The 14,863-nt window shown below is 29.7% G+C and carries 16 protein-coding genes; 2 read left to right on the top strand and 14 right to left on the bottom strand.

What is annotated here, in order from left to right; genetic code table 11:
- Positions 1-275: 275 nt before the first annotated feature.
- From PG912_RS03405 to PG912_RS03365, 9 genes are all read right to left on the bottom strand, one after another.
- Positions 276-2,222, bottom strand: coding sequence for an OmpA family protein (locus PG912_RS03405; RefSeq protein WP_275688488.1), 1,947 nt, complete (start codon positions 2,220-2,222; stop codon positions 276-278).
- A 560-nt stretch (positions 2,223-2,782) separates the two neighbouring features.
- Positions 2,783-3,055 (bottom strand): hypothetical protein, encoded by a 273-nt coding sequence (locus PG912_RS03400; RefSeq protein ID WP_275688487.1) that lies wholly within the window; start codon positions 3,053-3,055, stop codon positions 2,783-2,785.
- Between the two features lies 1 nt (position 3,056).
- Entirely contained in the window at positions 3,057-3,332 is a 276-nt protein-coding gene (locus tag PG912_RS03395) for an ATP-dependent Clp protease adaptor ClpS (RefSeq protein ID WP_260586191.1), read from the bottom strand.
- Positions 3,333-3,337: 5 nt separating this feature from the next.
- The gene (gene prmA, locus PG912_RS03390) at positions 3,338-4,171 is read right to left on the bottom strand and encodes a 50S ribosomal protein L11 methyltransferase (protein WP_275688486.1); all 834 of its coding nucleotides are present in this window, start codon (positions 4,169-4,171) and stop codon (positions 3,338-3,340) included.
- Positions 4,171-4,929 (bottom strand): triose-phosphate isomerase, encoded by a 759-nt coding sequence (gene tpiA, locus PG912_RS03385; protein WP_275688485.1) that lies wholly within the window; start codon positions 4,927-4,929, stop codon positions 4,171-4,173. Before tpiA ends, prmA begins: the two co-directional genes overlap by 1 nt.
- Positions 4,930-4,953: 24 nt before the next feature.
- Positions 4,954-5,445: a TlpA family protein disulfide reductase gene (locus PG912_RS03380; protein ID WP_275688484.1), complete on the bottom strand. Its 492-nt coding sequence runs from the start codon at positions 5,443-5,445 to the stop codon at positions 4,954-4,956.
- 54 nt (positions 5,446-5,499) lie between these two features.
- Entirely contained in the window at positions 5,500-5,973 is a 474-nt protein-coding gene (locus tag PG912_RS03375; RefSeq protein ID WP_275688483.1) for a TlpA family protein disulfide reductase, read from the bottom strand.
- A 1-nt stretch (position 5,974) separates the two neighbouring features.
- Positions 5,975-6,457, bottom strand: a complete 483-nt coding sequence (locus PG912_RS03370; RefSeq protein ID WP_275688482.1) for a TlpA family protein disulfide reductase — start codon at positions 6,455-6,457, stop codon at positions 5,975-5,977.
- 1 nt (position 6,458) lies between these two features.
- A complete protein-coding gene (locus tag PG912_RS03365; protein WP_275688481.1) occupies positions 6,459-7,535 on the bottom strand; it encodes an ABC transporter permease in 1,077 nt (358 codons plus the stop codon).
- Positions 7,536-7,598: 63 nt separating this feature from the next.
- On the opposite strand from PG912_RS03365, the gene pyrF reads away from it, so the two are divergent.
- Together pyrF and PG912_RS03355 are read left to right on the top strand one after the other, a co-directional pair.
- Positions 7,599-8,411 carry an orotidine-5'-phosphate decarboxylase gene (gene pyrF / locus PG912_RS03360; RefSeq protein ID WP_275688480.1) on the top strand — a complete coding sequence of 271 codons (813 nt, stop codon included), beginning with the start codon at positions 7,599-7,601 and terminating at the stop codon, positions 8,409-8,411.
- 4 nt (positions 8,412-8,415) lie between these two features.
- Positions 8,416-9,210, top strand: coding sequence for an ABC transporter substrate-binding protein (locus PG912_RS03355; RefSeq protein ID WP_275688479.1), 795 nt, complete (start codon positions 8,416-8,418; stop codon positions 9,208-9,210).
- On the opposite strand, the gene PG912_RS03350 is transcribed toward PG912_RS03355, so the two are convergent.
- From PG912_RS03350 to PG912_RS03330, 5 genes are all read right to left on the bottom strand, one after another.
- The gene (locus PG912_RS03350) at positions 9,190-9,387 is read right to left on the bottom strand and encodes a Lacal_2735 family protein (protein WP_260586200.1); all 198 of its coding nucleotides are present in this window, start codon (positions 9,385-9,387) and stop codon (positions 9,190-9,192) included. The genes PG912_RS03355 and PG912_RS03350 overlap by 21 nt on opposite strands.
- 181 nt (positions 9,388-9,568) lie before the next feature.
- Positions 9,569-12,382 carry a S41 family peptidase gene (locus PG912_RS03345; RefSeq protein WP_275688478.1) on the bottom strand — a complete coding sequence of 938 codons (2,814 nt, stop codon included), beginning with the start codon at positions 12,380-12,382 and terminating at the stop codon, positions 9,569-9,571.
- Entirely contained in the window at positions 12,336-12,740 is a 405-nt protein-coding gene (locus PG912_RS03340) for a hypothetical protein (protein WP_275688477.1), read from the bottom strand. The genes PG912_RS03345 and PG912_RS03340 overlap by 47 nt, the downstream gene beginning before the upstream one ends.
- 64 nt (positions 12,741-12,804) lie before the next feature.
- Positions 12,805-13,842, bottom strand: coding sequence for a hypothetical protein (locus PG912_RS03335; protein WP_275688476.1), 1,038 nt, complete (start codon positions 13,840-13,842; stop codon positions 12,805-12,807).
- 254 nt (positions 13,843-14,096) lie between these two features.
- Complete coding sequence (locus PG912_RS03330; protein ID WP_275688475.1) at positions 14,097-14,636, bottom strand: sigma-70 family RNA polymerase sigma factor; 540 nt, start codon at positions 14,634-14,636, stop codon at positions 14,097-14,099.
- Positions 14,637-14,863 lie beyond the last annotated feature (227 nt).

Below are 14,863 nucleotides of genomic sequence, written 5' to 3'. Positions count from 1 at the left end.
TTTACGCACCAAAACGAACAGACTAAAGCAACCAAACACTTTACACTAAAATGCGAGGATTAATTTTACTAAGGACATATAAAAATCGACTCCAATTCCTGAAATAGAGCACAAAACTTAATTCTTATAATTACATGTTCTCGTATAAATGAAGTTTTACTATAAATTTACAGGGTTTTAAAACCGAACCGGACACCAATAAACTCATTATCTTAATTGCATAAAAAAACCTCGAAGTTATAATTACTTCGAGGTTTTCATAAAACTAAAACACTTTAATTAGTTGTTTTTACGTTTGTTTTTCCTTCTAGAATATAAAAATAAGAACGCCTATTCTTTTGGTGCTCTTCTTTAGTACATTTATTTTTATTTGCATCATCACAGTCATTTAATAATTGACTTTCGCCAAAACCTAAGGCACTTTTAATCCTATTTGATGCTATTCCTCTTGATACTATATAATCTCTTGTTGAGATAGCTCTATTGGTTGATAAACTTTTATTATACCCTTTTGTACCTCTACTATCTGTGTGAGATTCTATTTTAATAACCATTTCTGGATGATTTTTCATTACCGATACAATGTGCTCTAATTCATATTCAGCATCTTCTCTTATATTAGCTAAATCGAAATCAAAATAAATAGGATTAATCACAATTTGATCTGCAACAATTAACGATTCCAATTGTAAATTAGTCTTCACTGTTTCTTTATTCACATCTAACGTTTGTGTATCTTTTTGATCTTTTCTATAATCTTCTTTAGACGCTGTTACCGTAAACTTCCTTTCACAATCTATAGTTTCAAAAACATAGCTACCATCTTCTTTCGTTGCTTGCTCTGAAATAGGATTACCTTGGTCATCTATCAACATCACCTGTACATCTGGCATTGGTTTACCTGTAATAGAATTTGTTACAACACCTGCAATATTTTGTTTACAATCATAAATTAAAAAACTATAAATATCATCATCTCCTTTTCCTTTTTTTCTATTTGACGAGAAGAATCCTTTGCTCTTTTCTTTATTGATAACAAAAGAAAAATCATCTTTAGGTCCATTTACAGGCGCTCCTAAATTTATTGGATTTGTAAATTCTTTATTTTTGATTTTTGATTCAAAGATATCTAAAGCGCCTAAACCTAAATGACCATCCGAAGCAAAATAAAACGTATTATCAGCTCCTACAAAAGGAAACATCTCTCTACTTTCAGTATTAATTTGTTTTCCTAAGTTTACAGGAACTCCATAGGTGTCATTTTCTAATACAGCTACTTTATAAATATCTGTTTCTCCAAATCCACCAGGCATGTCAGACACAAAATAAAGCGTCTTTTCATCAGGACTTAATGCTGGATGGCCACATGAATAATCATCTGTATTAAATGACAATTCTTTTACATCAACCCATTTATTATTTTCTTTTCTTGCTTTATAAATTTTTAAGTGAACTGTACGATCTTCATCTTTTCTTAACTTCTTACCATCATAATTATCTCTTGTAAAATATATTGTATTACCATCACTGGTTATGATAATATTTGATTCGTGATAACGCGTATTTAAATCGACTAATTTTTCTGCTTCAGAAACATCGAAAACTCTATTTTCATCAACTTCTTTTAATTCTGAACTATAGATATTTAAAAAAGGTTGTTTATTCCAATCATATATTTTATCATCATTTTTTAAACCTGTAGGCTTTGTTGAAGCAAAATACAATCTATCGTTATATAAAAAACCACCAAAATCAGAATACTTTGTATTGGTAGAAACATTATAGATATCAACATAAATTTGTTCCTTATTCGTATACTTTACAAAATAATCTTCATTTTCTTCTAACGCAACTGCCCTACTATCTGTTTCTTTTAAAACTTTTAACTTCTGTAGCCATTTATCCGACTCCGTTACATTTCCGTTGCTCTTAAGAACTTGAGCATATCTAAAAAAGTGCTGTGTAGTTTCTTCCTTTTCAAAATTTTGCATCAATTTCTTATACCATTTCTCAGCTTTTTCAAATTCTGCATTATAGTAATATGAATCTGCTAATCTACTTAACACTACTTGCGAAGTATCTCCTTTTTCATATATTAACTCATACAGTTCTGCTGATTTTTTATATGCAAATTCTTCAAAAAACTTATTTGCTGCAGATTGTCGTTGTCCAAAACCAACAATGCTCGTTATTAATAATACAAATAGTATTGTTTTTTTCATAAGTTATTATTTTATAAAACCTTAATAATTTTATTATACTCTTTTTATTTTACACAACACAAATCACAGATTTTCAGAAGACTAACTTTTTGTCTTTTTGAAAAAAACATAATCAACGACAAAAGTATCATTTTTAATGTAAACTTCTTAAATTTAAAATTAGATATTTACTTTAACAAAAAAACAACTACCTAATAATCAGTATGTTAAAATACTATTAAGTAATTTACAGATACTACATCTTTTTTATCACTTACAATTCTTACAAAAAAAAGACCTTAAACAAATGTTCAAGGCCTTTTAACCAAACTTAGTATAAAAACTAACTACTACTATTTTTAATTCCTCTAAGGCCTTCTACAAGAAACTTCTCTTTTCAAAAAACATCCTAAAAAAAGGAATACACAAGGGGAAATTTTTACTCAGAGAAGTAAATTTAAGGGGTACTTTTATAATTAATTCAATTATTTATTCCATTGTTTACACTCTTATGACACCTTTTTTTTCAAAAGGTCACATAAGCGTATAAAAAAACTCAAAAAAAAGTTTTTTTTGAGTTTTTAATCTAAATATTCCCTTAAAATTATTCGATGTTCAGGTGTTGATTTATCATAGTTTTCAATCAGTAACTCTACTATTTCAGGAAACTTAAAACCAACTTCCTTTTTTGATTTATATTTTGAAACATATAAATTATAAGCTTCTTTATTTTTTTCAAAAATTAAAAAATGTACTTCATTTAAAACACAAAAACAAATTTCATTTCCTGAAAAAGCTGTTGATTCATCCTTTATAAAATCAGAGAATTCGTAATACCTAAAAACATTTTCCATATTAAACGATCTCTGCTGATAAACCTAATTGCAATAATTTAGAACACCTTGGCTCTAACTCTTTATAAGCACCCGTTTTAACGGTACACTTACCTTTATAGTGTACTAAAACAGAACATTGCTCAGCTTGTTCGAGGGTATGATCACAAACAGCTACCAAACTATCAATTACATGATCAAAAGTATTTACATCATCATTATGTAAAATAATTTCGTGCTTTTTTGTTTCTTGAATCAAGACATCTAGCTCTTCTTGTATTTTCTCTATTGTACTCATTTTTACTATTTTTGATACTGCAAAGCTACCCAATTATTTCTGTTAATTGTTTTATTTAATGTTAAACCGTGCTTTGAAACCGCTGCATCTATAATCGAAATGTCTTCTTTATAAAATCCACTTAACAATAAAACTCCGTTTTCATTTAAGCAGTTTGTATAAATATTCATATCGCTCAATAAAATATTACGGTTAATATTTGCAATAATAATATCATATTTTTTATCCATTAAAAGAGACGAATCTCCTTCGTAAACCGTAATATTTTTACAGTTATTTCTTTGAACATTTTCTAACGAATTTTCGTAACACCAAGCATCAATATCTATCGCATCTATTGGGTTAGCTCCTTTCATTTCAGCAAAAATTGCTAAAATCCCCGTTCCGCATCCCATGTCCAACACTTTTTTGTTGGCAACATCTAAATTAAGTAAATGTTGTACCATCATATGAGTGGTTTCATGATGCCCTGTGCCAAAACTCATTTTTGGCTCTATAACGATATCATACTTTAAATTAGGATTCACGTGAAATGGCGCTCTAATACTTACCAAGTCATCAACTTGAATTTGATTAAAGTTTTTTTCCCACTCTGCATTCCAATTTGTTTGGGCGATTTCATTGTGCTGAAAACTGATCGAAAACGCTGCTGATTTTAAAATAAAAACAGCGTCTAATAAATTTTCTTTCCAATCGTTTTTCTGAATATATGCGGTAACTCCGTTTTCATTCTCCACAAAACTTTCAAAACCAATTTCACCTAACTCAGCTATTAAAATTTCAGTTGCTGGTTCTTTTGGTGTTACTTCAAAAATATACTCTATATAAATATTATCCATTAAATTGATTTAATTATAGCTATAAAATCATCCGCTTTTAAGGCTGCTCCTCCAATTAATCCACCGTCAACATCTGGTTTAGAGAAAATCTCTTTAGCATTTGCTGGCTTTACACTTCCACCATATAGAATTGAAATATTTTCTGCCACTTCACTTCCATACTCTTTAGCAATAATCTCTCTAATAAAAGCATGCATTTCTTGTGCTTGTTCTGGCGATGCTGTTTCTCCGGTTCCTATTGCCCAAACAGGCTCGTATGCTAAAACAATTTTAGAAAAATCGCCTTTCTTTAAGTGAAACAATCCTTTTTTCAATTGACTTTCAACTACATTAAAATGATTTTCTGACTTTCTATCTTCTAAAACCTCACCAAAACAAAAAATTGTTTCTAGTTTGTTTTCTAACGCAGTGGTTACTTTTTTCGCGAGGATTTCATCTGTTTCTCCGAAATACTCTCTACGCTCAGAATGGCCAAGAATCACTAGATCTAATCCTAAAGAAGTTAACATATCCGCAGAAATTTCTCCTGTAAAAGCACCACTTTTAGATTGATGCATGTTTTGAGACGCTACTTCAATTTTTGATTTCTTAGTTCTTTTAAGTGCCGTTTGTAAATTCACAAAACTTGGAGCGATAATTACTCTAGTGTTTTTACCTACTTTTTTCTTTGTTCCTTTCTTAATCCCTTTGATTAACTTTTTAGTTTCATCAAAGTTCATATTCATCTTCCAGTTACCTGCAACTATTTTTTTTCTCAAAATTACGTTAATTTTATATTCTTACTACTGTTTTAATGCGGCTGTTAATCTTGGATCTATAGATTCTGCTACGTGCGCCAAAGATGTAATTCCTTTTTCATTTACAACCATATAACTTGGCACATCTTTTATTCCTAAACCTTTTGCATATACTCCTTTAAGAGCTGCTGGTAAAAAATAATGTTCACCCTCTATATTAAAAAATCGCTCTATTCCTTTTTTCCACTGCGGAATTGTTTTATCTATTGATAAAAAAACAAAAACAACATCAGGGTTTTCTGCTTTCAACTTTTTAATTGCTGGTATTCCGGAAATACATTCTGCACACCACGAAGCACAAAGCTCAAACATTATTTTTTTTCCTTTATGCTTTGCTAAAATTTCTTTAAATGTGATTGATTCTTCATTTAAAGTTAAAAATTTCTCATTTAAAACTTCCTGTGGAAAAGCTAAAGGTTTTTCTGAATTACAAGACACAAATAAAACGAAAGCGAATAAGTAAATTGTTTTTTTCATATACTAGGTTTTTATTTTTTTTAACAGTTAAAAGTACGTTATTTTTTTAATAGTCTAACTTAACTTCTGCGAAACCTTAGTTTCGTTAAAAACGATTATTTTTCCTGATTCATCAATTACCAAATAACGAGGGATCCAACTTAAACCAAGAAATTTACCGAAGCTTCCTTCCCAACCTGATTGCATAAAATAATGCTGCCCTTTTATTTTTAATCTTTCAACTCCTGCTTTCCATGAGTCCAAATCTCTATCTAACGATAAATATAAATATGTTATTTCCGGATTCTCTTCTTGCAGCTTTTTAATCTCAGGTAAGCTTTCAAGGCAATCTTTACACCAAGATGCCCAAACATCAATCACTATTTTTTTCCCTCTATTATTCGCTAAAATTTCTTTGAACGTAATCTCTTCATCTTCTATAGAAATAAAAATATCATTTAAAGCTTCATTAGAAAACTCTGTGGGGCTGTAAACCGAACATTGCAACAATAACATTGCAGTGAAAATTAATACTATACTTTTTTTCATCTTACTTAATCTTATTATTAATTTTATTAGATACACTTGATGATTTAAAAAGTTCTATTTCTCCTTTTTTACTCAAAATCATAAACCTCGGAATTGTTTTTAGTTTTAAAAACGCTCCTAGCTTCCCTTTTCCTTTTTTAGGAATGTAATAATGTTGTCCTTTTACTTTTATATTCTCAAGTCCTCTTTTCCAGTCGAAATAAGAATGATCAACTGACAAAAAAACATATTTAATTGACGGATTCTTCTTTTGAAATGCAATAACATCATCAAAACTATCTTGACTTACCGGACAATACGTTGCAAAAACTTGTACAAATTGTTTCGTTCCTTTATTATTTACTAAAATTGTTCTTAACGTAATTGAATCTCTATCAATTGTAACTAATTTCTCATCTAAAGCATCGTTTGTAAAAGATGTTGGTTGAAAAACAGCACAACTACTCAACGTTAAAAGGGCTATCAAAAATAAAAATACTCTCATTTTAATTTAATTTTATTCGTGGATCTAACCAACTATAAATAACATCTACCAATATATTTATCAATATAAATAATGTTGCAACAACTAACACACTTCCCATAATCACAGGTAAATCTAACGTGTTTAGTGAGTTTACTATTTCTTTACCTAAACCGTTCCAATTAAAAATATACTCAACAAAAACCGCTCCTGCCAACATCGATGCAAACCAACCAGAAATAGCAGTTACCACAGGGTTTAACGAATTTTTTAAGGCGTGTTTACGAATTACCTGATACATTGTTAACCCTTTTGCTTTTGCGGTTCTTATATAATCTTGATTCATCGTTTCTAACAACGAGTTCCGCATTAATTGAATTACTACTGCTAACGGACGAATACCTAGCACGATTGCTGGCAACAACAAGTTTTTCCATTGAATGCGCATTCCTTCCCCGAAATCATCAACTTCATACAAGCTACCTGTCATTTCTAAACCAGTATATTCATGCAATACAAATCCGAAAAACCAAGCAAATAAAATTGCCGAGAAAAAAGACGGAACGCTCATACCTAATGTACTAATTAGCGCTATAATTCTGTCGAAAAAAGTATCTTTATATAAGGCTGATAAAATTCCTAAAACAATTCCTAATAACAACGCTATTACAATTGCAAAAATTGCTAAAACTGCTGTATTGGGCAATGTTTCTGAAATTACTTCGGATACATTCTTTCCATTTTTTTGAAATGATTGTCGCAAATACGGATATTTAATCACCAAATTTATATCGCTGATTGAAAATAATTTTTGCGCAGTATATTTTCCTTCGGATAAAAAAGTATAATCATCAGTATTATTACTATGCAACGACAACGGCGAAACATCATTTAAATAATACAAATACTGTGTAAATATCGGTTTATCAAAACCATACTTTTGTCGTATATTCTCAAGCTGTTCAGTATCTTCTCGCTGGTCTAACATCATTCTTGCCGGATCGCCTGGCAACACATTAAACAAAAAGAAAATAACAGTAACGACTCCAAACAAGGTTAAGAATCCGTAGAAAATTTTATTAATTATATATTGAAACATCTATAACAAAGATAAAAGAAAGTGTTAAAAAAGTGTACTTTTGTATAACTTTTACAACAACACATGACTACACAACAATTAGTTAACGAAATTAAAAGAAAAAAATCGTTTTTATGCATCGGTTTAGATGTCGATTTAACTAAAATACCGCAACATTTATTAAAAGAAGAAGATCCTATTTTTGCTTTTAACAAAGCAATTATTGATGCAACTCATCATTTATGTGTTGCCTATAAGCCTAACACCGCTTTTTATGAAGCATACGGAATTAAAGGTTGGAAATCTTTAGCAAAAACAATAAAATATTTAAACGAAAAGCATCCTGAAATTTTTACTATTGCAGATGCCAAACGTGGCGATATCGGAAATACCTCAACCATGTATGCAAAAGCTTTTTTTGAAGATTTAGCATTCGATTCGGTTACCGTGGCACCATATATGGGAAAAGATTCTGTAGAGCCTTTTTTAGCTTTTGATGATAAACATACCATTATGTTGGCATTAACCTCTAACCAAGGTGCATTCGATTTTCAAACAAAAACTGTAGACGGTAAAGAGTTATATAAACAAGTTTTAGAAACCTCTAAATCTTGGAAAAATTCAGAAAACCTAATGTATGTTGTGGGCGCTACCAAAGCCGAATACTTTACTGAAATCAGAAAAATTGTTCCTGATAGTTTTTTATTAGTTCCTGGTGTTGGTGCTCAAGGCGGAAATTTACAAGATGTTTGTAAATATGGAATGAGCGAAAACGTAGGTTTACTTATTAACTCATCTCGCGGAATTATTTACGCATCTAACAACGAAAACTTTGCAAGTGAAGCTGCTAAAAAAGCAGCAGAGTTACAATTGCAAATGAGTGTTATCTTAAACTAGTTACATGGATTTCAAAGACCAAATGAATAGAGTTTTTGAATTACCCGAAACTCCAAAAAGAATAATCTCTTTAGTTCCTAGTCAAACTGAATTATTGGTTGATTTAGGTTTGGAAGAACTTATTGTTGGTATTACTAAGTTTTGTATTCACCCATCTTCTCTAAGAAAAATTAAAACAGTTGTTGGTGGCACAAAAACCATAAATATTGATAAAATTAAGGCTTTAAATCCTGATATTATTCTTTGCAACAAAGAAGAAAACACCAAAGAGATTGTTGAAGCTTGTGAACAAATTGCACCAACTCATGTTTCTGATATTTTTACACTTGATGATTCTATAGAACTTATAAAGCAATACGGTGAAATTCTTTCTTGTAAAAAAGAAGCGAAAAATATCGTTGAAAAATTAGACAATGAGTTTGTCAAATTTCAACAATTTATTAAAAATACTGAAGAAAAAAAAGTAGCTTATTTTATTTGGAGAAATCCATGGATGGTTGCCGGAAAAAATACTTTTATCAATCATCTTTTAGAACTCAACAACTTTAAAAATATTTATAGTAACAAAGAGCGTTACCCAGAAATTAACTTAAAAAAGTTATCTAAAAATGATGCGCTGGATTTTATTTTGCTTTCTTCTGAGCCTTATCCTTTTAAAGAAAAACATATTAATGAAATATCAACCTATTATAAAGGTTCAAAAACTATTTTAGTTGATGGAGAAATGTTTTCTTGGTACGGAAGTAGATTATTAAAAGCTTTCGATTATTTTATAAAATTACACGACAGTATTAGATAAATCTTTATCTAAATATTTAACTCTATTTAATTTTTCTAGCACTTGCATTGCTTTAAATGCCGATCGATCACTCTTACATTCATCTTCATACTTATAATCACTTGCTCTTTCAACCAATTTACGATACCTCTCCTCAAGGTGTTTTCTGTAGCTATGTAATTGACTGATTCTTGACATTCTTACTTTAGTTTTACGGAACCTAAATATACATAATTATTTGAATTACAACGCTATAAAAATAACTCACTTATAAAAAACAGGTTTTTACCTATTCTAAATAGGACACATATAAAATAAAACCCGAACAATTTCAAAAACATTGTTCGGGATTTTTAATTATTTAATACTAAAATTCGTCTTATTTTATATCTTTTAATAAAACCTCAACTGCTTTTTGCAACTGAGCATCTTCTCCTCTTTCTTTCCAACCCGGAGCATTTTTTACTAAATAATCTGGAACTGCAGGTGCTTCATTCTCCATATTTTTTCCTGATTTTTTCACAAACCAAGCTCTAAACGGCATACGAATAGATCCGTTTTGTAATCTTGCAGATCCTGTAGAAACTACGGCTCCAAATGTTGGTTGCCCTACTAATTTACCTAAACCTAAGTTTTTAAATGCATGTGAAAAAATCTCAGCATTCGAATAACTATTCTCATTACACAAAGCAACTACAGGTTTTGTATTTACTGATAAAATTGCACGTTCGTTAAACGGATAATTTTTATTGAATTTTTTATTATTCTTTAAACTTTTAGCAGCACCTCTTGGTACCGTATACGCATGTTGATCTACATTTAAAACAGCCATTAATCGGTCGGTTGTCCAACCACCACCGTTATAGCGTACATCAATTACAATTCCTTTTTTTCCATATCCACTTGCTTTTAACTCACGTTCAAAACGCTCGAAACTTGGCATATTCATTCCCTGAATATGAATGTAACCTAATTGTCCGTTTGAATATTTAGCTACTAATTTTTTACGAGACGTTATCCAAGCTTCATATTGTTGACTTCTAATAGATCGTTGTGGTCTTAATACCACATCTTTACCATTTTTTAAACTTAACAACACTTCGTTACCTTGTGTATTTTTTAATAGTTGATAAAAATTAGTATTTTTAGCTATTTCTTGTCCATTTACAGCAGTAATAACATCCCCTACTTTTAAAGTACTTTTCGATTTATCTGCAACCGTGTTTTGTAAAATATAATTCACTTTTACGCCACCTTTCGTATTTACTACATCTACACCTAGTAAACCTACTTTATCGTTTATATTTCTAGGCGCAGTACCTCTATACCCCATATGGCTCGCATTTAACTGCCCTAATAATAAATTATACATGTACGTATAATCTTGATGTGTTGTTGCTGACAACACCCAAGGTCTGTATCTTTTTACCAAACCATTCCAATCATAACCGTGAAATTCTGGGTCGTAAAAACCAGCTGTTAACACTCTAATTCCCTCTTCAAAAACCTGCTCGTATTCTTTTTTAGTATTTTTAGTATAGGTAGCCGAATGTGGTAATTTAGTTACTTTATCTGATTTTGTATCTAACTGATTTAAACTTCCTCTTGATGTAAAGTAAACTTTTCCTTTATTTTCTGATATTCCTCTTGCTCCGCTTACACTTTTAATTGCTTTTGGTTTGCTTCCATCCCATTTTACTTTATAAGTGCTTCTTTTTTTATTTGCTGGATTTGTTGCTGAAAAATAAATAAATTTACTATCGGCACTAAACATCGGACTGTATTCATCATCCTGTAAAGAAGTTACTTGTACCAAACGGTCGTAAATTTTATCTTGATCAATTTTAACAACAACAGTTTTTTTCTTCTTTTTCTTATCTTTTTTATCAGATTTACTTTCCTTTTTTTCTTTTTCTTCTGGATAATAACTTCCTTCTTCGTGATCTATTTTAGATTTTTCCCAATCGGTTTTATCTAACCAAACCATCCAAACATCATAGTTCATTCCGCTTCTATTCGATAAAAATGCTAATTTTTTACCATCTGCACTCCAAACAGGATTTGCATCACTTCGTGGATGCATAGAAACATTCATCTTTTTATATTTATCAGCAATCGACTGAATGAATATTTCACTATCGAAATTTAAATCTTCTTGAGAATACGCTATGTACTTACTATCCGGACTCCAAGAAACGCCTTCGGTAGCAGCCCAAGAATTTGAATATTCTTTCGATTTAACAATTTTACCATCTTTTAAATCGGCAATCATTAAAATTCCACGACCAACTTGATAAGCTATTTTTTTTCCGTCAGGAGATACTAACGATCCCATTACATCTTCTTTATTATTCGTTAGTTTTGTCACCTTTGTTTTTAAACTACGGTGTAAACCAACCAATGTATCTGTAGAAACGGCACTATATAATTGATAAACACCATCTCTATCCGAAGAAAAAACAACAGTTTTATCATCTATCCATTGCGGATTACGGTCTCTAAACAAGTGCTTACTTACGTTATTAGAATGCTTCTTTTCTTTATTGTTTTCTTTTACAAAAATTTCGCCGTTAATTTCAAGTGCAATACTTTTTCCGTTAGGTGAAACTGCGTAACTACTAATTCCGTTTGAAACTGTTTTTGTTATTTCTTCCTCAAATCGATTATCCGAAGAAATATGTAAGTTTAATTTTTGTTTCGAACCATTTTCAACTTTAAATAAATTTACACCGCTTAAGTAAATAAACGCTCCATTATTACTTACTGAGAACTCTCTAACTCCATCTTTTTTTTCTGATGTTAATTGAGTGGCATTTCCATTAGCTGTTCCGTTTGATGAAATTACTTGTTTGTACACATTATAACGTCCGCTTTTTGCGCCGATATAATATAAGTTTCCGGCAGCATCCCATTTAGGAGAATGGTCGTTTTTGTTACTTGTGGTAATTTGATTGTATTTTTTAGTATCTGTATTATAAATCCAAATATCTCTTTGAGCAGAACCCGAATAATCTTCACGCGCAATACGACAAGCTCCTTTGGTAAATGCTATTAATTTTCCGTTAGGAGAAACTGAGGCTAACTCACCATAAGCGGTTAATAATCGCTCTGGTGTTCCGCCGTTTTCATTTACAGTATACATTTGTTTATCCCATTCTGAATGCACGATAAACTCTTCCTGTAGTAAATACAATGGCATCTTTTGAAGTCCAATCTGTAGGGATATTCGCCGTTGGGTAATATGTTAATTGTTTTGGTACACCTCCATTAAGAAACGTTGTAAACACGTTATCATTTCCTTTTCTGTTTGATGAAAATGCAATTTCGGTATCGTCTGAGTTCCAAACAGGATTACTCTCATATCCTTTATGAATTGTTAGCCTTTTTGATTCTTTATTATTCAAATTATACACCCAAATATCTCCATGATAACTAAAGGCCATTTTTGAACCATCATTACTTATAGCAGGTTTTCGAATTAAAGAATTTTGCGAAATTGCAATACCAAAACTAAATAGCATTGCGAGTAGAAATATATTTTTTTTAGACATCCGTTTGATTTTATACAAACGAAGTTAAAGTATTCGTAATATTTTTAGAAAATTTTAAGACTTTTTAACTTTTAAGGAAGTCTTTCTCTTTTTCTGTTAATAAAATTTTCTCGCTTGTCTTTTTCAAATTATTAGGTATATTTTCATAAAAAGGTTTATTAAAATCAAAATTCCCTCTTTTTATTTTCTTACCTAATCGACTTTCATTAATAAATAAACTTTGTGTAGAAATAATCGTGTCAGTATATTTTTTTGTTTTTATTATTCCTTTCAATTCTGAAATAAAATAATTTATTGAATATTTGTTATTTCTTAACTTTTTAAATGACAGATTAACAACATGGCTTTTTGTCTTCTTTTTATGTGGTATTTTATCTATGTTAGTTAGAGCTTCTTCAAAACCTTTAGAATAAATCATATTTAGCTTCAAACTCTTTATAGATTTGTAATCTTTCTCAAAAACTATTAAACTATTCTTGTGTTCAAATACTTTTTTATCTTTTTCAATCAAAGTTGCATTAAAGTAGACATTAATAGTATTCTTATTTTTTTCAATGCTCTCTATTTCATAATCATTAGTTAAATAAATTAGGGTTTCTAAAAGAAAATTTAGATGTAAAAATTTAAAAAACGTTTTATTTTCAACATATCCACTATTAGAATTAATAAGATTTTTTTCTATTTTACTTTTTTTAGAAAAATCAATAGTCTCAAGGTTAACTGTGTTTTGTTTATCAATAGCTATATCTCTTTTAAAAAGGGAGTTCTTACTGTACCAATCTAATTGTATCTGAAACAGCCTAGTAAGTGAGTTATTAACACTAAAAGTCTCTTTATAAGTAGCACTGTGGGTTATTTTTTTCTTAGAATATTTATCAAAGTAACTATTTTTTAAAATATCAGTGAATTTTTGTTTTAAATCTAGATTGTAAAGCACAACTTCTTCTAATTGATTTGCTTTTGGAATAAGAAACAAAGTATCTTTCTTTTTGTAGTCTTCAAAACCAAACTCACTTTCAATATAGTTTATATGAGATACAACAATTCTATTATTTTTTAAGGGGATTTTTATTTTACCATCTGCATTAGAAACACTTCCCACTTCTATATCAGGATAAAAAACTTGAACTAAATCTATTGGTTTTTTAGATAAACTATCTAGAATTACGAACTCTTTAGATTGTGCTAAACTTATGTAGGTTATAAAAAACAGAAACGAAGTGAACTTTATTTTCATTTTATTAACTGGTTAATTATTTATAATTTAGAACACTACATCAAAATTATTGCCAAAGTATTAAATTATAAATCTATTCTCAAAATCAACAGAAAATGTGTTAAGAATCATATACGGTTTTACCCACAAACTTTACAATCATCTTTGTCTTGAATTTCACCAACAAGTTTACCTTCTTCATTTAATACAAAACCGCAACAATCCATAAACCCTTTTGCTATTAATTTACGAGCACGTTGAATTTGTGATTTTGTTGTTGGTAAACTTTGTTTTAAAATATTGGCAACTTCTTGCTGCTTCAACCCTTTAATATCAGATAAAAACAAAGGATCTCTATATATTTTAGGTAATTTTTGCAAAATGCCTTGTAAGCAATCTTTTTCAGTGTGCTCTTGTTCTTCTATTTTTGTTTCAGTTTCGAAACTAGCCAATTCAAAAGTTTTATTTGTGCTTTTAAAATAATCCATCACAGCGTTTCTAGCAATGGTAAAAATCCAAGACTTCAACTTGGTAACATCTTTTAATGTATGTAACTTGGTGTGTATTTTTATAAAAGTGTCTTGCAAAATATCATCTGCTATTGCAACATTTTTTACCTTACTTAAAATAAAGTATTTAACATCATCTGCATATTTTCTCCAAACTTGATTTGTTGTCATTTTATATTGAAATAAAAACAGAAATTATTCTTTATAAAGTTAAGAATAATTTCTGTTATAATTAACAAACTTGTGGTTTAACAGTTACAATTGTTACATGAACAGCTCTCGCAAGTACAATTTAAACAATTTCCTGTTTTACAACCATCACAATTACACGTACATTGATTTTTATATTTCATGATATTTAATCTTTAAATTCATATAGTAGACTTTATAATATCAAA

The sequence above is a fragment of the Tenacibaculum retecalamus genome, assembly GCF_027941755.1.
Classification (GTDB): domain Bacteria; phylum Bacteroidota; class Bacteroidia; order Flavobacteriales; family Flavobacteriaceae; genus Polaribacter; species Polaribacter haliotis_B.
Note: the sequence above shows the minus strand (reverse complement) of the source record. Positions and strands in the feature narration are given on the sequence as shown.